This window comes from Ancylomarina sp. 16SWW S1-10-2 (genome assembly GCF_009669305.1).
In the GTDB taxonomy this organism is placed as follows: Bacteria; Bacteroidota; Bacteroidia; order Bacteroidales; family Marinifilaceae; genus Ancylomarina.
Genome location: NZ_SADB01000020.1, coordinates 43,479 through 69,611 on the forward strand (window position 1 = coordinate 43,479; position 26,133 = coordinate 69,611).

Annotated in this window: 21 protein-coding genes and 1 pseudogene; 5 read left to right on the forward strand and 17 right to left on the reverse strand. The window is 32.4% G+C overall.

All coding sequences use genetic code 11. The features are described from left to right. Positions 1-60: 60 nt before the first annotated feature. From EMN46_RS15060 to EMN46_RS15075, 5 genes and pseudogenes are all read right to left on the reverse strand, one after another. Complete coding sequence (locus EMN46_RS15060) at positions 61-240, reverse strand: hypothetical protein (protein ID WP_154201645.1); 180 nt, start codon at positions 238-240, stop codon at positions 61-63. Continuing rightward, a pseudogene (locus EMN46_RS20480) lies at positions 237-437 on the reverse strand (hypothetical protein); the annotation flags it as partial. The pseudogene EMN46_RS20480 and the gene EMN46_RS15060, both read right to left, overlap by 4 nt. Positions 438-623: 186 nt before the next feature. Further along, a complete protein-coding gene (locus EMN46_RS15065; protein ID WP_154201646.1) occupies positions 624-1,874 on the reverse strand; it encodes a TolC family protein in 1,251 nt (416 codons plus the stop codon). A 24-nt stretch (positions 1,875-1,898) separates the two neighbouring features. Then, entirely contained in the window at positions 1,899-5,027 is a 3,129-nt protein-coding gene (locus tag EMN46_RS15070; RefSeq protein ID WP_154201647.1) for an efflux RND transporter permease subunit, read from the reverse strand. Between the two features lie 57 nt (positions 5,028-5,084). Then, the gene (locus EMN46_RS15075; protein WP_195715284.1) at positions 5,085-6,194 is read right to left on the reverse strand and encodes an efflux RND transporter periplasmic adaptor subunit; all 1,110 of its coding nucleotides are present in this window, start codon (positions 6,192-6,194) and stop codon (positions 5,085-5,087) included. Between the two features lie 226 nt (positions 6,195-6,420). Here EMN46_RS15075 and EMN46_RS15080 point away from each other — a divergent pair, with 226 nt between their 5' ends. Together EMN46_RS15080 and EMN46_RS15085 are read left to right on the forward strand one after the other, a co-directional pair. After that, complete coding sequence (locus EMN46_RS15080; RefSeq protein WP_154201649.1) at positions 6,421-7,479, forward strand: sensor histidine kinase; 1,059 nt, start codon at positions 6,421-6,423, stop codon at positions 7,477-7,479. Positions 7,480-7,489: 10 nt separating this feature from the next. After that, complete coding sequence (locus tag EMN46_RS15085; protein WP_154201650.1) at positions 7,490-8,218, forward strand: LytTR family DNA-binding domain-containing protein; 729 nt, start codon at positions 7,490-7,492, stop codon at positions 8,216-8,218. Between the two features lie 28 nt (positions 8,219-8,246). On the opposite strand, the gene EMN46_RS15090 is transcribed toward EMN46_RS15085, so the two are convergent. Both EMN46_RS15090 and EMN46_RS15095 read right to left on the reverse strand, forming a co-directional pair. Continuing rightward, entirely contained in the window at positions 8,247-9,743 is a 1,497-nt protein-coding gene (locus EMN46_RS15090; protein ID WP_154201651.1) for a PH domain-containing protein, read from the reverse strand. After that, positions 9,733-10,254 carry a PH domain-containing protein gene (locus tag EMN46_RS15095; RefSeq protein ID WP_154201652.1) on the reverse strand — a complete coding sequence of 174 codons (522 nt, stop codon included), beginning with the start codon at positions 10,252-10,254 and terminating at the stop codon, positions 9,733-9,735. Before EMN46_RS15095 ends, EMN46_RS15090 begins: the two co-directional genes overlap by 11 nt. A gap of 269 nt (positions 10,255-10,523) precedes the next feature. Between EMN46_RS15095 and EMN46_RS15100 the strand changes: the two genes are divergently transcribed. Continuing rightward, complete coding sequence (locus EMN46_RS15100) at positions 10,524-11,504, forward strand: chorismate synthase (RefSeq protein ID WP_154201653.1); 981 nt, start codon at positions 10,524-10,526, stop codon at positions 11,502-11,504. A 223-nt stretch (positions 11,505-11,727) separates the two neighbouring features. On the opposite strand, the gene EMN46_RS15105 is transcribed toward EMN46_RS15100, so the two are convergent. Then, complete coding sequence (locus tag EMN46_RS15105; protein ID WP_154201654.1) at positions 11,728-12,723, reverse strand: glycosyl transferase family 90; 996 nt, start codon at positions 12,721-12,723, stop codon at positions 11,728-11,730. Positions 12,724-12,992: 269 nt separating this feature from the next. After that, positions 12,993-13,814, reverse strand: a complete 822-nt coding sequence (locus tag EMN46_RS20305; protein ID WP_304505424.1) for an SEC-C metal-binding domain-containing protein — start codon at positions 13,812-13,814, stop codon at positions 12,993-12,995. A 186-nt stretch (positions 13,815-14,000) separates the two neighbouring features. Here EMN46_RS20305 and EMN46_RS15115 point away from each other — a divergent pair, with 186 nt between their 5' ends. Continuing rightward, on the forward strand, positions 14,001-14,882 hold the full coding sequence (locus EMN46_RS15115; protein ID WP_154201655.1) for a lysophospholipid acyltransferase family protein: 882 nt from the start codon (positions 14,001-14,003) through the stop codon (positions 14,880-14,882). Between the two features lie 191 nt (positions 14,883-15,073). On the opposite strand, the gene EMN46_RS15120 is transcribed toward EMN46_RS15115, so the two are convergent. From EMN46_RS15120 to EMN46_RS15140, 5 genes are all read right to left on the reverse strand, one after another. Beyond that, positions 15,074-15,388, reverse strand: coding sequence for a heavy-metal-associated domain-containing protein (locus tag EMN46_RS15120; RefSeq protein ID WP_154201656.1), 315 nt, complete (start codon positions 15,386-15,388; stop codon positions 15,074-15,076). Positions 15,389-15,466: 78 nt separating this feature from the next. Next, the gene (locus tag EMN46_RS15125; RefSeq protein WP_154201657.1) at positions 15,467-17,719 is read right to left on the reverse strand and encodes a TonB-dependent receptor; all 2,253 of its coding nucleotides are present in this window, start codon (positions 17,717-17,719) and stop codon (positions 15,467-15,469) included. A 153-nt stretch (positions 17,720-17,872) separates the two neighbouring features. Next, a complete protein-coding gene (locus EMN46_RS15130) occupies positions 17,873-18,199 on the reverse strand; it encodes a hypothetical protein (RefSeq protein WP_154201658.1) in 327 nt (108 codons plus the stop codon). 743 nt (positions 18,200-18,942) lie between these two features. After that, the gene (locus tag EMN46_RS15135) at positions 18,943-19,878 is read right to left on the reverse strand and encodes a hypothetical protein (RefSeq protein ID WP_154201659.1); all 936 of its coding nucleotides are present in this window, start codon (positions 19,876-19,878) and stop codon (positions 18,943-18,945) included. A 196-nt stretch (positions 19,879-20,074) separates the two neighbouring features. After that, the gene (locus EMN46_RS15140; RefSeq protein ID WP_154201660.1) at positions 20,075-20,743 is read right to left on the reverse strand and encodes a Crp/Fnr family transcriptional regulator; all 669 of its coding nucleotides are present in this window, start codon (positions 20,741-20,743) and stop codon (positions 20,075-20,077) included. A gap of 157 nt (positions 20,744-20,900) precedes the next feature. On the opposite strand from EMN46_RS15140, the gene EMN46_RS15145 reads away from it, so the two are divergent. Beyond that, complete coding sequence (locus EMN46_RS15145; protein WP_154201661.1) at positions 20,901-23,132, forward strand: family 78 glycoside hydrolase catalytic domain; 2,232 nt, start codon at positions 20,901-20,903, stop codon at positions 23,130-23,132. A gap of 132 nt (positions 23,133-23,264) precedes the next feature. On the opposite strand, the gene EMN46_RS15150 is transcribed toward EMN46_RS15145, so the two are convergent. The 3 genes from EMN46_RS15150 to EMN46_RS15160 form a co-directional block, all read right to left on the reverse strand. Next, a complete protein-coding gene (locus EMN46_RS15150; RefSeq protein WP_154201662.1) occupies positions 23,265-24,434 on the reverse strand; it encodes an adenylate kinase in 1,170 nt (389 codons plus the stop codon). A 163-nt stretch (positions 24,435-24,597) separates the two neighbouring features. Beyond that, positions 24,598-24,975, reverse strand: a complete 378-nt coding sequence (locus EMN46_RS15155; protein WP_154201663.1) for a hypothetical protein — start codon at positions 24,973-24,975, stop codon at positions 24,598-24,600. A 428-nt stretch (positions 24,976-25,403) separates the two neighbouring features. After that, positions 25,404-26,009, reverse strand: coding sequence for a trimeric intracellular cation channel family protein (locus EMN46_RS15160; RefSeq protein ID WP_154201664.1), 606 nt, complete (start codon positions 26,007-26,009; stop codon positions 25,404-25,406). Positions 26,010-26,133 lie beyond the last annotated feature (124 nt).

The window sequence follows — 26,133 nt, forward strand, 5'->3', positions numbered from 1 at the left end:
GTTTATACTTTAAGAAATATATTAAGCTCCTATCAAGAAACAAGATTATAAAAAGCAAAACTAAAGACCTATTGAGAGCCCTACTTTTAAATATAAATCATTATCCAAATCGAACTCCATAATAGCATCTTCATCGTCACGGAATTCAAACTTGCGATAAAAAGTATATCCTGATTTCACGTTTAACTTTAGATGTTTTGTGAGATTCTGAGTTAAACTAAGTCCACCTCCAATATTCACAATACGAATATTATCAATCCTAAAAGCTGGTAAAAAAGTGGAATACCTGTTGTTGCATCGTACATCACCCCAACATTTAATCGCAAATTCGACCTAAACGATTTCGAAACTAGTAGCATTCCACGCAAGTTTATATTATCCCAATTAATTGATAATTTTGAGTTGTTAAAAATAGTTCGTGTCAGTATACCAATTAATGACCAATCATTTTTTTAAGATTGCCATCTCCTATCCTAACATAATCGACACCAAAAAGCTCTTTTTCGAATTGAGCAAAACTTGATAAACTTAGGCATAGTAAATTGACAACTACTATATTTTTTTTATCATGTATTAAATTCTGATTATTTGAATTGCTCTTATTTTGAAAGGTACAACCAGCATTATTGCAATAATATACCACTTATTTTTTTGATACTTACTTCAGATTGTTTGGCATCGTAACGTGCTGCCGATTTATTATTTTGAGCCTCTACTAAATTTAATTGTGCTTCGCGAAAAGTTGTAGAACTTACTTGTCCCAATTGATAATATTCCTTAGTTGTATTGAAATTTAATTGTGCTGCTTCTAGTGCATCTTCCTCTAATGCCAATACTTTTAAATTGTATTGAAAATCAGCGTAAGCATTCACCAAATTCTTTTCCAGTTCTAACATTTTGTCCTGATACTCCAATTCGGTATTCTGTTTTTGAATGCGTGCATTTGCAATCTCAATTTTCTTACGTTTACCATCAAAAATATTAAAACTCATGCTCACACCACCCGTTAATTGAGTATTGGAGTTGCTTCCCATAACTTTATTTTCGTAATAGGAATACGATGAATTTAAATTGAGTGATGGCAACTGTCCTGACTTGGCCTTTTTCACTGCCAATTCATCTTCTCTCATCTGACTTGCCTTAATCAAATACTCAGCATTTTTAGACAAGGCTGACTTCTTTAACTCTACCATATCAAACTTCTGAAAATCAGAACCGTCAGGAATTATCTGATAATCAATTTCAGCATTTCGACCAAGTAGTACGTTCATTTCTCGAATCAATTCCTCGTATGACTGTTCCGCCTTTAGGTAACTACTACTATCTCGATTAAAATCTACCTTCGCATTTAGAACTTCCAATTTATTAATGGTACCAAACTCATATTTACTTTCAATACGCAACAATCGATCTTTCGAAATGGCTAAATTATTAGAAGCAACATCCAATTCGTCAAACGATTCGCTTAACTGATAAAATCCAGAAATAACGTTAGAAATTATATTCTCAATTGTATATCGAGCATTTAAGCTTCCCTGCTCTTTCTGCTGGTTCAATATTTTATAAGTGTACTTACTGCCAAAACCATCGAATAGCGTATAAGAGAAGTTCAATCCTGCCGATGATGTAATTTCATCAGTCGCATATTCTGCATAATTAACTCCACCGCTAGCACTTAGCGATGGTAGTAATCCTGCATTTCCTTTTGTTGCATTGTTATCTGAAATTTCAGCTTGATTTTTCGCAACCTTTATATTCAAGTTTTTATCTAAAGCAATTTGTATTGCTGATTCTAAGGTCAAAGCTTCTTGAGCATTTACCAATGAAATACTGGAAAAAATCAGTAGTGCAATCAATAATATTTGTTTCTTCATTTTCTCTTCTTTAAAAAATAAACCTTACTCTACAAGCTCTTTAACAGCCGTTTCTACACTCTCTCTTGATGGCATTACTCCGGTTACCAACCATTTATATTTGCATTTTATAGAGTTAACAACTACCAATAATACGGGTAATAATACAAGATTTAAAAAGGTTGCTGTAGCCAAACCATAAGCCATTGAAATAGCCATAGGAATAACCATTTTAGCTTCTTGCTGATTAGAAACGATCAATGGTGCTATACCTACAATAGTAGTTAAAGAGGTTAATACAATCGGTCTAAATCGCGAAACACAAGCATCATATAAAGCAGTCATAAAATCTTTACCAGTCTTCAATTGTTCATTAAAAGTACTTATGAGCACAATGGAATCGTTCACCATCACTCCCATGAGCGCGACCATTCCCAAATACGAAGGCATATCTAATGCTACTCCATGAATCCAATGTCCCCAACCTACTCCAATAAAACCAAGAGGAACAAGTGTGAAAATCAAAATGGTTTGAAAATAAGATCGAAATGTAAAAATGACTATGGCAAATAACAGTACTAAAATTACGGGTGCAATAATAATTCCTGATGACTTAGCTTTTTGCATATTTTCTTCATGACCACCATAACGGAATCGTAAGCCTGGATATTTTGCCTGTAAACTAGGTAAAATATGTTCTTCAATTTCGGTGTTTATTTCCGACATATTAACATTCGAATTAGCAGCATCAGCTTCTACAGTAATTTCTCTTTGCCCTTCGAGGTGATTAATTTGAACTAAATTTCGTTCGTAAATAATATCAGCAACATCTTTTAAATAGTATTCTCCACCATTGGCAGTTCTAATTCTCATGTTTTCAAGATTCCCAACTGACGAACGTTCATCTTTTGGATAACGCACCCAAACTTTTACCACATCAATACCTCTTTGCAAACGCTGAACTTCTCTACCATAAAAACCTGCTCTAACTTGGCTAGACAGACTGCTTTGTGTTAAACCTAACTTATAACCACTGTCTTTTAATTTCAATTTTACTTCGCGCATTCCAAGCTGATCGTTATCCAGAACATTCATTAAACCTTCCAGGTTAGATAAACTTGCTTTGAATTCGTTTTTAGCTTGATACAAATCATCCAAATTACTACTCTGTAACGAGATAGATACAGCCTTACCAAAACGGCTTTGCTGGGTATAACTGAGTAATTGAGCCTGAGGAATTCCACCTACTTTTTCCTTTAGTAAATTACTAAATTCGGTAGATATAAAATTTCTTTCTTGAGTACCTAATAAGTACACTTTCAATTTTCCAATATTTGAAGCTGTAATGTTTAACTCCGATCCTGTAATTACAGGATCTCCATTTATACTTTTATCCTGAAGATCTTTACCAACCTCTATAGCTGCATTTTCTATCCTCTCCATATAAGACAATGTCTCATTTTCAGGGGTTCCTGCAGGCATTTCCAATTCAACATCGATGTAATCATTATCTGCAACAGAACTATCTCCTGTTCTAATAATTCCTCCTCGAAGAGCTCCAACTGTTATCGCAAATAAACCAATTGAAAAACCAATTGTTACCAACTTATTATCCAAGGCAAAGCGAATCAAAGGCTCATAGGTCCATCTTCGTAAGTAAGTAACTGCCTTTAATGACATTCTCTCGATTTTAGATTCCTTTTTATCCGCACGAAGCGCTTTTGAGTGGACAACATGAGCGGGTAAAATTAGAAAGGCTTCAACCAATGAGAATGACAAAGCAAAAATCACTACAAATGCCAGTTCCCTAAAAAACTCACCCATTAATCCATCAATAAAGAAAAATGCAGAAAAAGCCACGATGGTTGTTAATACTGCCGAAAACACAGCAGGCATCACTTCAAATGTTCCATCAATACCGGCTTGCAATGCTGATTTCCCTTTTTCGTAATGTTGAAATATATTTTCACAAATGACAATACCATCATCCACCAAAATACCGATTACGATAATCATCCCGAATAAGGAAATACGATTTAAGGTAAGACCATACATCCCTGCTATCATAAACATTCCCATGAATGAAATTGGAATACCTATGGCAACCCAGAACGACAAACGATGATTCAAGAAAAGAGAAAGGAAAAGTAGAACCAATAAGAAACCAACAATACCATTATTAGCCAAAATATTCTGCATCACTTTTATGGATGAAGAATTATCTTGAAGCACATTTAATTTCACAGTTTCATGTTTGGTATTGTATTCGGCTACGTACTTATTTATTGCTTCGGAGATGAACAAAATATCTTCGCGAGAAGTTTGAGTAATAGAAATTTTAACTGCCGGATTTCCATCGATATAAGTTCTGTTAGGCACTTCGTCCCATTGGTCATTTACATCAGCTAAATCGCTTAAGCGAACTGTTCCTCCATTTTCTTGCGAACGAACTACGATATCTTTAAAACCTTCGGCATAATATTGTTTTTCGCGAACTCGAATTCTTAATTCCTCATTTTCACCACGAATAGTACCACCAGTTTGGTCGATATTTGCAGCAGCAACAGCACTGTATATTTCATCAATCGTAATGTTATACGATTTTAATGCATCTTCATTTACACTAACCTCTATCACTTCATCGGGAAAACCACTTAATTCAACCTGAGAAATACCATCTATTCCTCGCAAATCATTTTCAATAGCTCGCGCATATCCTTTAAGGTCTTTTAACTCAACATCTCCACTTATGGCAATGGCAATGGCAAGAATAGAGAACTCTCGTTTTGACACACTAATATTCTCAACTGCTGCAGGGAATGAACTAATTCCATCAACCTTATTTTTTACATCTTGTAAGGCAATATTAGGATCGTATCCTGATTCCAAATCAACCATTATAGAGCAGTAGTTCTCTTTCGAAGATGATGTAACCTTCTCTACCCCACTAACTCCCTTAAGGTTATCTTCAATTTTTAATGCAACTCCTTTTTCAACCTCTTCGGGCGAAGCTCCTGGATAAACCGCTGTAATGGTCAACATTCCTGGATCTATTTGAGGCATAACTGAAGAATTTAGCGAAAACACACCAAACATTCCCAGTATCATAAAGACTCCAGCTAGAAGATTCCCTGCAAAAGGATATTTTATAAAATATTTTATTAATGACTTCATTTTATCGTTTTTCTAATGATTGTCAGATAATTCTGAATTTTTCTAAAAACAGTAAATTTATTGTTCTTGAGTACCTACGGCGATTCCTTTGTGAATACCTGATGTTTTTAATACCAACAGATCACCATCTTCCAATCCTTCAATTACAACAACATCTTCTTTCTTTTGAACTATAGTAACTTTTTGCTGATTAACAATTCCCTTAGAAACTATAAAAACATATTCTGAGTTTACCAAAAACTTACGAGGAATTTCCACACCAAATACATCTTTTTTCAGCTGTATATCAGCATTCAAAAACATACCTTCCTTCAAATCATTTCCTGAAACAGCAATATATACATTCACCATCTGCGTTTCGGAATCTACTTTTTTACTAATTCGACGAACCGAACCATCCCAATTTCCATTGGTATTTTTTGAATACACATTCACCTTATTTCCAACCTTAATTCCAGCAAGATTATTCAAGTCGATTCCAACGACTAAATCATAAGCGCTTGTATTTACAAACTCGCCTAATTTTTGACCGCTCATAACTAAAGTACCTGGCTTAATGTTCGACTCTATAATTTCACCCGAAAAAGGAGCAATTATAGAATATTTTGAAAGCTGTTGCTCCAAACTTTTAATATTGTAATATTCGGTGTAAATATTTTTACCTGCTAAGAAATATTTTTCTTGATCGTTCTGAGCGGCAGGAATTGGTGCCAACTGTTTTTCCACATCCAATTCTTTTAAGTATTGCTCCCAAGCGGAATAACTTTCTGGATAATCGAATTTTAAATCTGGCAAAACAGAAGCAATTTCTGTCATAAAACTACTTCGCTTAGAATAAACTTCAGCCCTGTATTTGTCATCTTGAATAGATAATAATATCTCTCCTTTTGAAAAACTCACACCTTCTAAAAATTGTTTTTTAGAAGACTTCAAAATTCCTGTGACTTCAGTATAAACCTCTACTTTATCTCTTGCTTCAAGGTTTCCAATTACAGAAAGCTTTAAATCAATTTTAGCATTCTTTATGCTTTGAACAGGAACTACAATCTCTTTCGATATAACTTTCCTTTCCTTTGGGGCTTTTTTCATACCTGCAAATGCAAATGCAAGTCCCATTGTTACCACAATTACTAATATTCCTAGAAGGATACTTTTTCTTTTTAACATGATTTTGCTGTTTTTTAGAATCTTAAACAAAAATAGCATGACACAATAGAAAAAGTAAATTTTATCGACCAACACGGCTTATAAGTCGATATTAAAAAGAAAACAACAGACACCTTTGTTTACCCTTAAAATGAATAGCGTTTACATTCTACATTAACCTGTTTATCGATAATATAGTTGATTAAAGAAGTAATTTTTGTTTTTTTGTTTTACAAACAAAAGTAACATGAATTTAAAAGACAGATTATACAATATTTTCTCAATTCGTTGGATTCAACATCTTTCCTTTTGGAGCGTATTTTTATTGCTCGAATTAAGTCGTTTTATCGATATGGATATAGAACGAATATCTAGAGAATTAATATTTGAAGGAACTCAACTCTTCTTTATTGTTTGCCTAGTATATTTTAACCTCCGTATCCTAATTCCTAAATATTGGAATAAAGGAAAATATTCGAAGTATATATCGAGTATTATCTTAATGGAGATTATAACCATCTCCACATTAAGCGTGATTATTTATAGTTTTCCAGAAACAGAATTCAAGCGATTTGCTTCTTTCAGCTTGGGTAAAGTAATGATGATGATTACTTTTAAGACAAACATTTTTGTTCTGTCGAGTTCACTATTTCATTTTGTAAAAGAGTGGATTAAATTAAAAGATGAAAATCTTAGATATACTGAAAATGCACAGAAACAGTTAACCGCTGAACTAAGCTTATTAAAAGCTCAAGTCAATCCTCACTTTTTATTCAACACCTTGAATAATATCTATTCAATGAGTTTATATAATTCGAATAAGACTCCTGAAATGATTTTGAAATTATCTCAGCTTTTAAGTTATATGCTATACGAATGCAAAGACGAAGAGGTTAATCTAGAAAAAGAAATCCAATTTATTAAAAACTATATCGATTTAGAATCTGTAAGAGTTGAAGACATAGCAGAAATCAACTTAAATATAAAAGGAGAAGATCCTGGTCATAAGGTTCCACCTCTTCTTTTTATCCCTTTAATAGAAAATGCATTTAAACATGGCATATCTACAGAACAAACAACTTCGAAAATAAATATTAATTTAGTAATTTCAGACAATAAAATTGATCTTGAAATTGACACACCTATTGATCTTTCTGTAGAAGGAAACAAAAATAAAGGTCTAGGAGGTTTGGGAATTAAGAATGTTAAAAAAAGACTTGATCTCTTATTCCCAGGACATCACACATTCGATATTTCAAGAGACAATGGCATTTATACAACTAAATTAAGCTTGTTATTATCCTAAAATAAATCAGATGAATATTAAATGTATCATCGTTGATGACGAAATTCATGCAAGAAAAGTACTCGAAAAATACATTAAAGACATTCCTCATTTAGAATTGATTAAATCATGCAAAAATGCCTTGGAAGCCATGGATGTGCTACGTAATCAACAAATTGATGCCATGTTTCTGGATATTAATATGCCAAAAATTTCAGGTTTAAATTTTCTTGAAAGTTTGCAGCACCCTCCTGCAGTTGTTATTACGACTGCCTATCGTGAATATGCTCTGGATGCCTACGATTTAGATGTTATCGATTATTTGCATAAACCCATTCCGTTTCCTCGTTTTGTGAAAGCTATTTCGAAAATTGAAGAAAAGTTACAAGCTCATAGCACACCCAGCGTAAGTTCTACTGTTCAACCCATGGAATCTATTCCAGAATTCATTTTTATTAAGGCTGATAAAAAGACAATAAAGCTAAATTTCAAGGATATTAAATACATCGAAGGTCTTGGTGATTACATTAAAATCCATACAAAAACGAAAAGTATAGTGAGTAAAATCACCGTTAAACGGATGGAAGAATTACTTCCTGAGAATAAATTTCCAAGAGTTCATAAATCATTTATCGTCGCTTTAGATATGATAGATTCCATAGAAGGAAACCAAATTGAAATTGGAGATTGTAAGATTCCAATTGGTCAAATGTATCGAAATGCGTTTATGGAAATTATTCAATCTTTTACAAAAAAATAAGATAAAGGCATCTAAATTTCTATTCTATTTACATCCAAGTTTTATTTGTAACCTCAATCTTATACAGAATTTGATCCTTAATTCTTAAAGCCTCATCATATCTGATATAATCTATCCTGACTGCAGAACCAGCCATTCCTAGAACTAGGTTTGCTGTTCCATTTCTTCTTTGAAAAATACTCCGTTTAATGTGTACAGCTTGCACTTTATAAACTTCTATAATACTATAATCTTTGGCTATTATTCCCGACTGAACTTGAAGGTAATCATGTCCAATACGGTAAACCCTTCTCTTATAAATTTGATTGGCAATTATCGCTGCTAAAAAAGGTATCAGAATTTCAAAATACCACACGCAAGTAAACTCAAAACCTAAAACGATAATAGGAATACTCATAAGCAGACAAGAAAAGCTAAAATAACGATAGCGAAATATTTTATGCGGTTTTAAATCTATTGTCGATTGAGTAAATGGATCATCGTAAATCTTATTACAAAGTTCCTTAAACTTCTGATTATCACAACCCGGAATTGAGACCTTGTCTTTCTCCTTACTTACCTCAACACTATTAGCCTGTACCAATTGAATATCTGATATATTCAACAACTTTTGAAGTGGATTTATAGAACGTTTAAGTCTTTGAACTTTAGAAAATGGAATTGTGATATTCTTCCGTTTTAGCAATCCAGACTGCAAACTAAACGCATTGCCAAAGGATGTCATATTGAAATCGTGATAACGTAAAAATACCTCAGCCATAGATATAATCAAACTTATAATAAGAACGAAAACGACGAATCCAAACAAAGCCATAGTACTGGAATGTTCCAAGAAATTTTCGGTTTGATCAGCTGCTGAAGTAATCTCACTCTCAAATAAATCCTTAAGCTGATAATATATATTATTCCCGAATGCAAGAATAATAAGTAATCCTCTTAGGTGATTTTTAGCAATACTAATACGTAATAAATCTTTAAATGATAATTGAAGAATAGTCTCTTTTTCCTCTACTAGCTCTTCATCAACAACATTTTCTTCTGAATCAATGGCATCCTTTTTATAGCTTGCTAGTTGCTCCTTTAAAGATTCAGCAATTTCTCTATTTATAGCGTAAATAGCAACTTCTTTCTTTTTTGAACCAGCAGAATCGACCTCCAATTGTACAACGCCCAACACTTGTTGAACAAGATTCTGTTTCAAATTAATCGAAACAATTTTCTCAAATGGAATAGCAATAACCACACGTTTTAAGTAGCCTTTACGAAGAACAAACTCTTTATCTTTTATCAGAAAATAAAAGTTATACCAAGTTAAAATAGAATGAGCAATTAAAAGCAATACTAAAATTGATAAACCAATCATCCACTTAGGTTCCAACAATTTCGTAGCATTTCCCTTAAACACATAAAGCAAAAGTAAAGGCCAAAACATACGAATAAGTTTCTGTACACTCATCAATAGAAAAAAGAATGTACCCAAAACCGATTGACGTTGTTCAATGTCAAATGATTGTTTATGCATCATGATTCACCTTTGATGTTACAATCTGTTTAATTTCTTCTGCCGTTTGGAGCGAGATTCCTTTCAATGATAAATCGTAAGCAGAATTACCAGCTGTATAGATCTTCAAGATAGAAAGGTCTAGCATTTTAGAGATAAAGCCTTGACGAATTTCCACATGTTGAATACGATTAAAAGGAATACTTATGGTTTTGTGAGTTAAAAACCCTGTTCTATAATGCAAATCCTTTTGACGAATAGCATACCCCTTTTTAGGAAAGCCCAGTTGAATAAAAGAGAATTTAGCCAGTAGAAAAACAGACCATACTATTAATGCTACACCAAACCAGATTAATTCAATGTCGTCAAATTTGAAATAAGCAACAACTATAGCTATGATAATTAATGCAAAAAAAATAATCCATTGTATATTTAAAAGCCGTTTATATTTCGGTAATAAATTTGTAAACACAATAGATTCACTTTTGGGAATATCTGAAATCCAAACTTGATTATTTTCGAATTCTTGCCTCATCTTTTATAATTATAATGGGTTGCTATTTTTTTTATTCAAATCGAAAGATAATGTTTTTTATCAAGCCATTATTGTTAACCGTAATTAATGATGAGAATAGAGTGAGTCAACAAAACACAAACCAATAGGATTAAAACTTAACAAATAGTCCTGAATAAGCTAAATGAATCCTCATCTAGCAAAAGCAAAATTACTATATTTGTTTTTACTATTACCAAATTTTTAAACCACAGCTGGATTTTATCCTGGCTATATAAACGATTACCCCTATGAATACATACGGAAGGATATTCAAAATCAGCATATTCGGAGAATCTCACGGTAAAGGTGTTGGTGTTACTATTGATGGATGCCCATCAGGCATTGCACTTACCGAAGAAGATTTATTACCCGATTTAAGTCGACGCAAATCGGGTGCAAAAGGCACAACGCCTCGTATAGAAAAAGATTTTCCAAGCATTCTTAGTGGGACCTTTAAGGGTAAAACGACAGGAGCTCCAATTATCATTCTATTTCACAATACGAATACCCAATCTAAAGATTATAGCAATTTACTTGATACACCTCGTCCAGGTCATGCCGATTTTGTAGCACAACACAAGTTTGGTAAAAACAACGACTACACTGGTGGTGGTCATTTTTCTGGTCGTATAACATTAGGTCTTGTTGTAGCAGGAACTGTTGCTAAAAAGATTCTTGGTGATGTGAATATTGAAGCTAAACTTACAGAAATTGGAGGATCTACCGATTTTGAATCAGCACTTGATAAGGCAATTAAAAACCATGACTCTATTGGTGGTATTGTAGAATGTAAAGCTAATAATCTACCTATAGGATTGGGGGAGCCTTTCTTCGATTCAGTAGAATCAATGATCTCTCATCTTATTTTTGCCATCCCAGCTACTAAAGGAATCGAATTTGGTTCAGGATTCGAAGCTGCTAAAATGACTGGTTCGCAGCACAACGATAATATTCTTACTGCCGATGGTAAAACAGAAACCAATAATGCTGCAGGAATCAATGGTGGTATTACTAATGGTAACGAGATTGTCTTTAGAGTCGCTATTAAACCAACCTCATCGATAGGTGTTAGTCAAAAAACAATGAATATTTCCACATCAGAAATGGAAAATCTTCTGATTGAAGGTCGTCATGATGCCTGTATTGCACTTAGAGTTCCTGTAATTATTGAAGCAGTTACAGCAATTGCTTTAGCAGATCTTAAAATGATCGATAAAGCTAGACGATAACACAAAAAATAAATTAACTCCCCATAATGACATTCTCAGATAATTACCGGGATTTCAAAATGAACATATAACAAATTTTCATTCTGAAAGTTATGTAAATTTTGTAATTCTGTGAATACTTTTCGATAGAATTCTATAAGACAAAAAACTCAAAAGAGGATGCCAAATCAATTTGGTATCCTCTTTTATATCATTAGAATCATTTCTATACTATAAAAACAATTTACTTTTTAATCAAATTTAAACTTTCACTTAACTGATTCGTCTTAACAAAATATTTTTTCAAAACTAATAAAGAAATTAAGTTTTCTAAACGCTTATTCTTAAATTGAGCAACGTACTTATGTGCATTTTCAACAATTTGTTCAGCCTTATCATGATTATTTATATAGTAAATCATCTTCTCTTCAAGATTAGAGTAATCATCATTAATTAAAACGTAATGATAATCAGGAATCAATGTACCTTCCATAAACCAAGTTTCAAATTTAGGTTTAGGCATAACAGCAAGCGAATTTGAAGACATCACCCATTTTAAATTACTTGCAACATCATTACCTTCGAGACAGAGAATAAACTTATACTTAAGATGTTCTTCAATAGTCATCCTATCTTTATTCCATTCGGGATGAACGGTCGGATCATTTACTTTCCCGACATTACACATAGGATGATTATAATATTTCTCCATAAACCGAGCTCTATGAGTTTGCCTAGGTTTAACTTTTCCTCTACCTAAAAGAATATTTGTTTTCTCTGAAAATTCATAGCTGTCTTTTTTTATAAAAATAAAATGACGAATCTTACCCCACTTCAAAACAACAGAATTCGCATTTTTATCTGATATTGGTCTACTTTTGACAAAAGAGGGATCATCAGGAATATGAACAATATCACCAAAAAGATAAATAAGCTTTAATGTCTGTTTAAAATATCTAGCGTACTCATACAGATCAAAAAAGTAAGTCTTTTTTTTACTTTCCATTTTCAAATCACTCAAACGACCAGTTGAAGAAGGTAAATCACAACTATCTTCTAGTTTGTTATAATAATTAACCCTATTATTAACTCGCTCTAAATCAAACGAATCTATTTTTTCTAACTCTGATAATAATCTTGAATTATAATAAGAGACTGGGAGCAATTGTCTTAATAAATTGACTGAATAATATAATAATTTATTATTCTTATGCCTCCATGACATTCTTTTTAAATTCATACTTATTTTTTATGTTTAAACGGTTCAACTCAATACAATAAAACAAAAACTATCATTATAAAAAACAAACACATATAATCTCTACACAGCAATATAGATCAACATAATAAATATCACTCTCTATCAGGAAAAGCAAGAAATTTATACTCTTTTACAATAAAAGTGTTCACAAAATTTTAAAATTACACCCTTATATTTCAATCCTGAATTCAAGTTACAAATGCATTTTTTTTATACTTACATATATCCTTTCCTAAATAAGGAATATATTAATTCATGCAGCAATTCTTGAATTTCTTACCCGATCCGCAAGGACAAGGATCATTTCTTCCTACTTTTTTATCTGTTTGAATTGGAGCTTCTGATTTTGAAAAGACAGCTTCCATTTGTTGGTAATGATTTTTCCATTCAGCATCGCGCATTTCACAAAAGGCAACACCCTTTTCAAAATTAAGCTCACGACCTTCCATCACATCAATATAATATTGTAACTCAACGGCTGTATGCTTTCCTTCAAATTTTGGTAACATTTCCTTAAATTTCTCAAGGGTTCCTTCGTGCTGAATATCTCCAAGAATTCGAATATAATGATCTAACCATTGGAAATTTTCCAAATCAAGAATAGAAAATATGCGACCAAACTGATCATCAGTAGCGCTATATAAGGCTTCAAAACTAAAAATATAAGGTGTTTTACTTTCCTTGTCGATATTTCCTTCAATGTATTCCAAAACCCGGTTAACAAACTCCACAGGAAATTTCTTTGCCATTAAGCCAACTAAATAAACAGCTTGCTCATTCAATAAATCCCAATCTTCCTCTACGCTAAACAAGTTTAATAACTCGTTAGCATAATCCATATGCAAATGCTTTTCAGCAACCACTGCATACCACAAAGGCGCAGGTAGCATAATTCTTAGTTCGTTAGAATAATACACTTCCCCCTTATAGGCATTCTCAAAAGCGTATTTCAATTTCTTGATAATTGCCTCATTCGAATCTAAATTTCTAAGATAATCGATAGCCTCATAAGGTATACCCTGCGCCTTAGTATCGATTGTATTATATGCTTGCTCGGTAGATTTAATCATAGTTTGATATTTGCCACAAAGATATATTATTTGAGTAGAAAATAAAGAATAATAATTCTAGATTCTAAAAATTCGTATTCTCTCTAGATTATGATATAAAGCCTCTATTTATAGAGCTTCTATTGAGATTATCTTTTGTTTATGACTTTGCTTTTCTATATTTGCAGACTCCCTTAAAAAAAGCAAATGACAAGAATTTTATATTACCTCATCATAAAACCACTTTCTCTATTACCTCTTCAAATTTTATATCTAATTTCAGATTTACTTTATTTCGTTTCTTATTACTTATTATCCTACAGAAAGTCAATTGTTCTAGGGAACTTAAACACCTCTTTCCCAGAAAAAAACAAAGCAGAGATCAAGCAAATCACAAAAAGATTCTATCACTTCTTTTGTGATTTTATTGTAGAAAGCATCAAATGTTTTAGCATAAGTAAAGAGCAAGCTTTGGAACGTTGCAAAATCAAAAATCCTGAGATTTTAGATGAACTTTACAAAAAAAATAAGAGCATAGTCATGGCTTCGGGTCATTATAACAACTGGGAAATGGCAGCTGCATGCTTAAATCTATCACTTAAACACCAAGCTGCTGCACTCTTCAAGCCATTAAGTAATACTTTTTTCGATAGAAAGTTTCGTGAATCGAGATCTCAATTTGGAATTGATTTGATACCGAAGAATGAAGCAAAAGATTATTTTAAGAATAATGCTGATAAAAATTTACTGATTGGCTTTGGTAGTGATCAATGCCCTAAAAAGTCAAATAATAATTTGTTCTGGACTCGTTTTTTGAATCAAGACACGGCTATTATGTTTGGAACAGAAAAATATGCCGTAGAGTTCGATTATGCCGTTATCTTCATGAATTTAACAAGAACCAAGCGTGGCTATTATGAAATTGAATTTGATATAATCGAAGAAAATCCTCGTTCAGCTCAATATGGAGACATCAGCAAAAAACATACACAGCTTCTAGAGAAGCAAATTAAACGCGATCCTGCCTATTGGCTGTGGACACATAAACGATGGAAACTTAAAAGAGAACCTAATGAAATTCTTCATTAAAAAACAAAAGGCTATTAGATTAAATTCTAATAGCCTTTTTTATTGCTTTATTCATATAGAATGTGACATTCTAAAAAATCATGATTACTCATTTTATGATATAAAAAACTCTCTTATTAGAGCTTCCATATAGATTATTCATAACTTCATTTTCCAATACAAAACCTCTACAAACCAAAGCTTTAACAAAATTATTTTTTAGCTTCAGTCACTTTAAAATCCAATTTTTCAATTGCTTTCTTAAGCGTCTCTTTATTCGTAGACTTCGTTTTATAAACAAGTGTTACTTTCTTATTTTCAAGATCAACTTTAAGATCCTTAACACCTTTTTCAAAAGGTATATTTTTCTCAATTTTATTTACACATCCTTGGCAATCCATTCCTACATTAAATACAACAGTCTCCACTTTTTTAATTTCCTGTTTCTGAGCAAATGCAGCTGATGTAAATAAAATAATTGCAATGGCCATTAAGCCTTTCTTTAAATTTTGAGTGATATTTTTCATTTTTATTTGTTTTTTGCTTCCGATTGTTTGTCTTCAGCAGATTAGTCAATAATATATTTTTAAAGACTTAAATTGTCTTTACTCGTCTCTATCAAGAGTAAAACGAACACCTAAAAAGAACTTACGCTCTTGAATAGGTCCCCAAATCATCGATGCATCAAAATTCTCTCCATGAGGATTATCTGCTGCAATAATTGGATTTTTCTGTGTATAGTTACCTAGGTTTTCAGCACCAACATAAACCTCCCAAATTCTGAATCGTTTTGTAATTTGAGCATTCATAACAGCATAAGCTGGTGACTCCTCACGTCTCTGATATTCAACCGAATTTCCCGCTGTTGATGGAATACGCATATCTCCATTAATCTGAGTCGTAAAATCGAATTGCCAGATATTCATATTCGTTGAATACGATAGGTTTACCAAACCTTTATATCTATTTACGTAGGGAACCTTCTGAAGTTCATCGTTGATATCGGCTTTTACATCCGAAAATCGAATGGCTGTTGTAACATCCAATCTTTCTACGGGTTCAAATTTCAATTCCACTTGGTAGTTATTTGCAAATGACTGCCCATCTAGATTATAAAAATTAACCTGATTGATATCCTTATCAATATCTACAATGACTTGATTTTGAAACTCTGTTCTATAAAAATCAGCAGATGCAGTAAAGTCCTGTCCAAACAAATTAAAGTACTGAGTTACACTTAATCCATAATTCCAAGCCTTCTCCTGCTCAAGATCTGAAGCAATATTAAAGGTTCTATTTGATGCTAATAAGAAACTATTTTCCGCAATAGGATTTGAAGTACGTCTTCCGCTTCCAGCAGCTAAACGAAGCGTCGATCCTTCAGCAAATTGATATCTAAAATGTAAACGAGGTGTTATAAAACCACCATAAACAGAGTTATGATCATATCTCAATCCTGTTTGTAAAGTAATGTCATCAGATGGTAACCATGTGTATTCAGCATAAGCTCCAGCAATCTTCTCTGATCTATCAGTACTACCAAGATTATTTATACCTCTTGAAAGATTATCGATAAAATCATCGTAGATAAAAGAGACACCGGCTGTATATTTATGCTTTAAATTTCCAATATAAGATTGAAAAAGTAAGTTCGCATAGAGGTATTTCTGTTTTGCATCGTAGTTTCTTAAACCATAAAATGAATTCTGCTCATGAGATGAGAAATTTGTAATTAATGCAATACTTCTATCATCATTTTTAGGAAAGATATAACCTATTTTAGCGAAAGCTTCGTAGCGTCGTGTATCAATATCAATACGATAAGCATTGTCGATATCATTTGTCTTACTCTCATCAAAACCTTTCTGTCCTCCAATTCTTTGCTCATCAATAAATTTAACACCAAATTGAGTAATCCAATTTTTATTCGGTTTCCAGTACCATCTATTTATGAAATTGTACTGACGAACCATAGGATCATCAAGAAAATCATCATGATTCTTATCTATTTCCTTGTTATTATCCTGCCCATGAGCTAATATCGATGTTGAAAGTTTATCAGAGAACTTAAGACCTGTAATCAAATTACCTTCTGACATACCCATACTATTGGTGAAACCATTCAAATATAGTTTAGGAGATCTCTGAGGTTTTTGATATTCGATATTAATCTGTCCTGTAATTGATTCAAAACCATTCACAACCGAACCAACACCTTTTGAAACCTGAATAGATTCCATCCAAGGACCAGGAACATATACCATACCATATACCGAAGCCAATCCTTTAAAGTTTGGATTTTTCTCAGTCATCATCTCGATATATTTTCCTGTAAGACCTAAAAGCTTAATCGATTTTGCTCCAGTAGCTGCATCAGCATAGGAAACATCAACCGATGCATTCGTCTCGAAACTTTCAGCCAAATTACAACAAGCTGCTTTGCAAAGCTCAGCCCCTGTTATTTTTTGAGATTGTATTGGACTCTCTCTATCCAGAATCGTTCCCGCTCTACGCTTTGAAACAACAACCTCATTTAATTCTATACTTGGCGACAATTCAATAACTAAGTCTTTACCAATAAGAGCATCCTCTTCAATTTCTTTTGTTTTGTAACCTACAAATTGAACAATCAGAACCTTTGATTTTTTTGATGCATCAAGTTTAAAATATCCATTTACATCTGTTGCAGTTCCTTCGGTCGTATTTTTCCAAAAAACGGATGCGCCTGGCAAAGGCACTTGTTTTTTATTGGCTAATACTTCAATAATTTTACCTTCAAATATTCTTCTTCCTTCGTCTGTTTCCGCAATTGAAAACAAGGGTAGCAGAAAAAGAATTGATATCAATATCCTTCTCATATCCTATAATATTCAGTATTCTAAGTCGAACCAAACCTTTAAGGGTATCAGTTCAACCATTTAAACACATGTGTGAGATTAATTTAATTATAGCTTGCTCAGTTCATATAAAGAACCAAACACTAAGCTGTTTTTAATCAAAATAGGAAGGAATCAACAACGGAAACAACACAAAAAGACCTGTGTTATTTTAGATATATCTATTATTTTCTGAAAATAGGCAGTACCTCGCTCAACGCCTACATCAATAAAATTATGTAAGTGCAAGTCAGCGCACACAAATAAATCAACACTTAAAGAAGTTAGTGCTTTCTCTACTTGCTGAAGTAATGTTTTAGGATAATTTTTTAAATAAATCAGCTTCAAAGAACAACATGTCACATTATTATAATGAGCATCAGAAGATTCTTCGTCAAATGAAATTGAATGAGGATGAGAATCAGCTTCACAAACAGGCACCTCATCGACATCTACTTCCAAGTCATATATTAAATGATAGTCATACGCCTGACAGGTGAAACAACTGTGCTTCAAAAGGTTCATTCCACAAAACCCCGTTAGGTAAAATACTAACAGGACAATTGAAATTGTATTTTGAAATAGTTTTTCATTTAAGGAATTTAACTCTTTCTATATCTCTTATTATTAAAATAAGCTTTGCGTCAAAGCTACTATAAAGACCCTTAATTTTAGAAAATGGGTGAATTTTAATCGTTAAAAATTTGTTAATAATTTGTTAATTAATTTAACTCTTTCGATAAGCATAACCAATCGAACCATAAATGAAATGAAAGTAAGTATTTTATTAACACAAAAAAGGGAGCCCTATGAAAGACTCCCTTTACGATTCAGAATAAATAAATTATTAAATAGATATCTACCCTAATTGAAACTAATCGTTATTCCCACTAGTTGGTTTACATCTGGCAAGACAAATTCATCGTCAACCATCATCAGAATTTCCGTCTCTGATGTACCTGTATTAGGTCCTGCTTGACGAGGAGTTTGATAGTTTTCTGCACCAGGATATTCATTTACTTCTGTTCCCGAATCCCAAACATTTAGCTTTCTGTTACGTCACCGATTTTGGTAAGTCTAATTCAGCTAATAAAAAAGAGTGGTTTTAGAAACAGATTACTAGGATAACTTTAGTTCTTTGAATCTGTATTTTAAAAGTACAGTCAAACCAATGACTGTACTTAATATATCGAAATGCTTAATCCTTATCTTGTAACTTTACCGGATATTACTCCATTGTACTTATTCATAAGTTCTACGACCATTCCCGTACTCTGATTATTTAACTCCTTAACAAAAGGTTTAAGTGCAAATGGTGTGATTTCGTCATTTTCTGCTGGCTCAATTGAAATAACAATTGTCGCACTTGTTAAATCGATAGGAAATGCAATATTAGAATATTTATTGTTCGGATCTGCAATAAAATCCTCTCCTGGAAATGGAGGAACCCCATTCGTTCCTTTAAATTCGTTATTATTTGCAGCACCTGAAAAACTTACATCAGCTGTATTAGAATCTGTAAATCTACCTGTTGATATTGGTGTTGGATTACCCGATTCATCATTAACAACAACCCAACCTTCGTACACCCAACCACTCGTAAGTGTAGGTAAACTTTCAAATCCTCCTTTTGTCGGTGGCAAAGCATCAATAAACCATATTCCATTTGCATCTGATCCAACTGTACCTACTGAAGGAGCTTTTAAGAAAAACTGTCCTGTAGCAGCACTTAAATCACCAGACTCAAATAGAGCACCATCTGTAGAAGGACTTGCTATATCTCCACTAAACGATCCTTTGGAGAAAAACAAACCACTCGGCTCTAACAATTCAATCCCAGTCTCATTTTTGGGTTCAATAGTAAGTACATAAGCCATCGCTTGGGATGCTTTATCCATATCTATTTCAGAACTTTGATAATTTACCCCTTCAACATTGGTAAATCTTCCTGTTGACGTTTTATCTGGATTCTCACCCATTCCGATAAGCCATCCTTCATATACATAGTCATTCCCTAAATCTGGTAAATTCTCGAATTTCTGTGTTATTGTCGACATAGTAGTCGAATCATTATCATCATCTTCAGAACAAGCAGTAAAAAGAAGCATGCTAGCAATTGAGGCATAAATAAATTTTTTCATAGTAATTATTATTTGTAAGTTTCAATTATAAATATAAATCGTCAACCTCTTTTATAAAGTTGTAATACAAAGATATAATATCGACCTGCCTTAAAATGTAAGCCACATCACATTTGCTCATTTTCAATAAAAAAAACCACAATATTTTGATTGTAGCTTTTAGTTGTTCTTATAAGATGTTTGAAATACATTGAAATCAAAGTTTATCCATACAATGAATATGTATCTCTTTGCGAGAATAATCAATTATTTTTTCTTGTTTTAATTCGTTAAACAAACGCGTAACAGTTTCTCGTTTAGTGCCTATTAAATCTGCAAAATCTTTTTGTGTGTAAAAATGATTAACACTAATCACATCACCATTTTTTACACCATTCTCTTCAGCAAGATCCTTAATAAACCCACACAATCTAGTTCTAACATCATGAAAAATAAGCGATTCGAACCTCCGTTCCATTTTCTTAATTCTAAATCCAATTAGCTTATATATAGATAGACCAAACCTTTCATTATTACGCATTAACTCGTGCATGCTCGGTAAATCCATAGGACAGAGTAAAGTTGGTTCTGTGCAAGCAATAGCATAATCGGCTCGTTCATTAGAACCCAAAATAGCATTCTCACCAAATATCTCACCTTTACCCAGTATGGCCTTTACAACTTCATTCCCATCTGCATTATAGGAAACTATTTTAACTTTCCCTTTACTAATCATGAAAATACCTTTAGATGTATCACCTGGTAAATAAATTAAATCCCCATTTTTATAATTTTGGAAATGATCCTTCGAAAACTCCTTTAACTTATGTGGACATAGAATATTGTACAAATTTACATTCTCTAAACACCAAATATTTTCTTTCATCCTTAGCTTGTGATTTTAAACACTTCAATTTAATACTTTTTCTGTTGAATATATTTCTTTTATATACAAATCAATTCAGACAATCATAATCTAGTTTTAAAACAGTTTTTTTACTAATCATTTTCAACTATCTTTAAAGGTATACTAAAATCAACCTATGAAACAATTCCCCAAATTCATACGAAACATTCTTCTACTTTTCAGTCTTGTTATTCTTTCAAGTTGTAATTTTAATCAAAACAACTTACATCATTCTAAAGAATACACAATATCTCCTGATGCCGTACAGCAAAAGGATTTCTATGCTGAAGCTTTAAGTTCAACTCATCTAATTTCTAATTACTCTATTGATAGTTCAAAAAGTATAAAGGACACACTACACTGGCGTCTTACAAAAGACATTTCAAAATACCCTCAATTTGAATCTAACTACCAAATTCTAGAGGCAATATATAATATGTCGTTAGAAGAGTTAGAGCTTAATATTAACAGTGATAGCCTTTTTGACAGATCAGATAAAAAAGATGAAATTAGAACCCGAGATATCAGTTATAGTGTCATCTTGGCTTTAGCCATAAGCAATCCTGAGGTATCGAAAAAAAGTTTAATGTACAAAGTAAAAGAGGGTAAAATAATTCAAGATCCCGGAACTGGAGGAGGCTGGCCAATTTGCTCAGATCAAATGACTTGGTCAATAGCAGCCTGGGAAATATATCTTACCACAGGCGACAAATCTTGGCTTAAAAAAGCTTATCAAATTATAAAAAAAACAACCCAAATTAACTTAAATGTTGTTTGGGATTATAATGAACATCTATTCAAAGGTGAATCTTCTTTACTCGATAAAAGAAATCAAAATTATCCTCAATGGATGGATGCAAAAGATATATTCAGTTCCTACTCATTAAGTACTCAAGCTATTCATTACCAAAGCCTACTTGTATTATCGAAAATGGGTAAAATTCTTAATCACGATACGCATAAATACGAACATATTTCAGATGCCTTAAAAAAGAGTATCAATAAAAAACTATGGCTTAACACAAAGAAACATTACGCACAATTTAAGTACAATACTAACGCTTCTATCCTTTCGGAAAAGACTGATAATTTAGGACAAAGCCTTTGTATTCTTTTTAATATTGCAGATGACAAACAAAAAAAACAAATTATAAATAATACCGTACAGCTACCTTTTGGAGTTCCTTGCTTTTACCCTCAAACGCCTAATCTATCGTCTTATTACAATAACAGTATTTGCCCGTTGGTACAAGCCTATTGGAATTGGTCATCTACAAAAACGGATAATGATAAGTCTGTAAAACATGGTTTGGCTTCTTTAATAAGGTCATCGGCCTTATGCCTTTCGAATAAAGAAAACATAATAGCTGAAACTGGTAATTACAAAAAGGTCAATTCAAACCGTCAGCTAGGAAGTATTGCCGCATCATTATCGAGCATTTACCGAGTTTTATTTGGATTAAATTTTAAGGAAGATCATCTACAAATTAGTCCATTTGTTCCCAGAGAATTTAAAGGTGAACTAAATATAAAGAACCTCAAATATCGAAATTCGACACTAGACATTAAAATTCTAGGGTTTGGAAACCATATTAATACATTTATGATTGATAGTTTTCCCCTAAATAAAAATGAAATATCAGGTTTATTAAAAGGACATCATAAAATTCTTATTAAAATGACAAATAGCTTACCATATAGTTCTGAAATTAAGCTTAAAGAAAATTTATATTCGCCTCAAATGCCAATCGTTAAACTCATAGATTCTAGTTTGATATGGAGAAAAAATATCGGTGAAAAAAAATATAGAATTTTTCGAAACGGTGAGCTAGTTCAAGAAACAAACGACACCATTTTTCAACTCTCACGACAAAATACAAACACTTGTTATCAAGTTGATTGCATTGATAAAAACAAAAACAAATCGTTCTTAAGTAAACCTATTTTAATACTTTCAGAAAAAAAATCGCAAATTATAGAAACAGAATGGTTTACGAATCAAAAAGAAACTTATATAGAGCTTAATGATGAGAAAAATTCAGACTTTCTTTTCAAGGTAAAAGTCGATGAATCAGCCTCATACTATATCGATTTTACTTACGCAAACAGTAATAATTCCACAGAAATTAATAACCAATGTGTTTCACGTAGTTTATGGGTATCGCACGACTACTTAGGTACGATAGTCTTTCCACAGCGGAATAATAACGACAACACCAATAATTGGACTTACTCTAATGCCATTAAAATCAATTTAAAGAAAGGAAGGAATAGTTTAAGATTAAAACTTGAGACCTTCAACGAGAATCAGAATATTAAGAAATCTAGTGTATTCGTCGATAAGATTCGAATTCGAAAAATTGACTAATTGATAAATTGAACTCAGGTACTTGATATAAATAGGAAAAAGTTTAAATTCAGAAAACAGGGGATAATTAACTGGTAATAAAAAAATCCTGATTCATAAGAATCAGGATTTTGTATTTTAAGAGCAAAGTGCTTATCGAATAGATTTAAGAGCTTCGGCTACTGATTGAGAAAGATCTTCAAAAATACTTTCTTCACTACCAACTCCATTTACAATATTCCTTTTATTTTGCTTGGTATAATACTCACTGACTTTTGAACTACGTTTCTCATATTGTTCTAGTCGGTGAATAATAATATCGGTATCAACATCGTAAGCTCTACCGCTAAACGATTTACCTCGAGCAGCTAAGCGCTTAATAGATTCTAGCGTAGAAACATCAAGTTCTAAAACAGTAGTAATCGTCGATTGCATCTTTCTTAATAAACCATCAAGAATATAGGCTTGAACAATGGTACGAGGAAATCCTTTAAAGATAAACCCACTAGCATCGGGATGCGTTTTAATCTGACGTTCAATCAATTTAATAGCAATCTCATCGGGCACAATATCACCTTTTTCAATATACTCTTTGGCGCTAATACCCATATCAGTACCTTTCTTAATTTCCTGACGCATAAGATGACCAGTAGAAATATAAACCAAATTAAATTTCTTAGCCAACATGCGTCCTTGTGTTCCTTTACCCGAACCTGGAGGTCCTAGAAGGACCATATTGATCCATGAACGCTCAAGCGTTTGGTCAACAACAGAAGTTAATCGTCCAAAAATGGCATCAACATCCCCAATACCATCAATTGGATGATAAATTTCTTTCTCCTTATAAAATTCAGCTACTGGAGCCGTTTTTGTTTCGTACTCCTCTAGTCTTACATTAATAACGTCTTCCGTATCATCCGAACGATTTTCTGTTAAAGCACGTTTAAGAAGACGACGCTTTAAATTCTCGTTAGGAACTTCAAGACTCAACATACAATCGAGCTTGGTATTCAGTTTAAGCAATAAACCTTCGAGAATATAGGCTTGAACTGTTGTACGTGGAAATCCATCAAATAAAAAGCCATTTACTTCAGTGTTTGACGTAATTCTTTCTTCAATAATTTGAACAATAATTTCATCAGGAACCAAACCTCCTTTTTTAATGATATCCTTAGCTTGAAATCCCAGCTCGGTACCATCTGCAATTTCTGCTCGCAAAATATCACCTGTAGAGATATAAGCTAAGTTGTATTTCTCAACCAACATTTTAGATTGAGTTCCTTTACCAGCTCCCGGAGGGCCGAACAATGCTATATTTAACATAGGTATAGATTAGTATTTGTAGTCATATTAAGAATATCAAATTTAAAAAAAAAAGATAAACTACATCTTATTTTCCTATTTATATAGAATCCTAAATAGAGTGCTCTTCAGCATATTTAGAAAGACAAGATCTATTGTGTTTAAGTAAATTACAACATATCACCTATCGAAATAAATATTTTCCGCTGAATTCGCCTTTGAAAAATTTCCATCCATAACGGAAAGACCAAGATAATAAATGAAGTAAACCTATAAAAAAGAAGATTGGATAAATGGGATTAGTCCAAAAAGTATGATTAACAAAAGAAAAGTAGGAATAGGCAACAACCAAGAATAAGCCTCCCAATAACTCAAATCGCCACACAACAATCAATGCAATCATCATTAACATATGCGTATAAAACAATTTAACTAATTGGGGATTCATATGAGATGGGTTATCAACACCAAACTCAATAGAAAACCATGCAAAAAACAGGAATAAAAATACCCCTAGAAATCGCGCAAGCCAACGAATAATTGAGATAATTAATGTATGCATTTATTCAAGTTAAATAAGCATTAATGATAATCTCAAATATAGATGAATAATTAAAGCTTTGAAAATATATATAAAGCTTATATATGACTATTTTACTTCAAAAAAACACCTATTACGTGATTGAATACCATTAACTATTGACCTTTTGTATTATTTAGACCTACCTTATTTATGAGCCTCATAAATATTCAAAATTGCAACAATCAATACTATTTCATGACAAAATAGTTCCTAATGAAAGCAAAGCACTAAGTAAATACACCTTGTTTTATCTATAATCTATGGTAAAAAAAGGACTAACCATATCACTGATAAAGAAATAATATGATTTGGGAGTGATTATGAAAAACAAATCGACTCAGATTAACTTATATTATGAGTTAATTCTTAAATAAAAAATGATTCGTCCAAACGTCGTTGTTCTATTATTAAAGTTTCAGTACGGGTAAACTTAACTTGTATCGTATACAAACTAATCTAAATACAATAATGGAGATAACAGTAACAAATAAATTAACTGTAGGATCGACATGTAGATATTTCAAAAACAAGAAGAGTAAGCCCCCAAAAATACACGCAATAGCATAAATTTCCTTTCGAAAGATTAATGGGATATCATTACATAAAGTATCTCGAATAACACCTCCCATTACAGCAGTAAACAAACCCATAATAATAGCTAATATAGGATGAATAGATAATGCAAGCGCTTTCTCAATACCTATAATTGTAAAAACGCCAATTCCAATCGTATCAAAAAGGAATAAAGTTTTCTTTAACCTCATTATTATTCTTTTAAATAAGAAGGTTACAAGTACAGCTAAAACAATGACAAGAAAGTAATTTAAATCTGAAATCCAAGCCACAGGAAAGTTACCCAATATTAAATCGCGTAAAGTGCCACCTCCAATAGCGGTAATAAAACCTGTAAAGAAAGCACCAAACAAATCAAGTTTCTTGTTGGCTGCGGAAAGAGTTCCTGAAATTGCAAAAACAAAGGTTCCTATCAAGTCGAAAAAATAAATTATAGACATAAGCTTCAGCGTTACAGTTTTATTATTTAAAAAGGAGCCTCCCAAATAAATTAGGAGGCTCTTTATATAATTATTGATTTTTAAACAATCGAGGTCAAAAATCAAATATTTGACAAAACTAGTA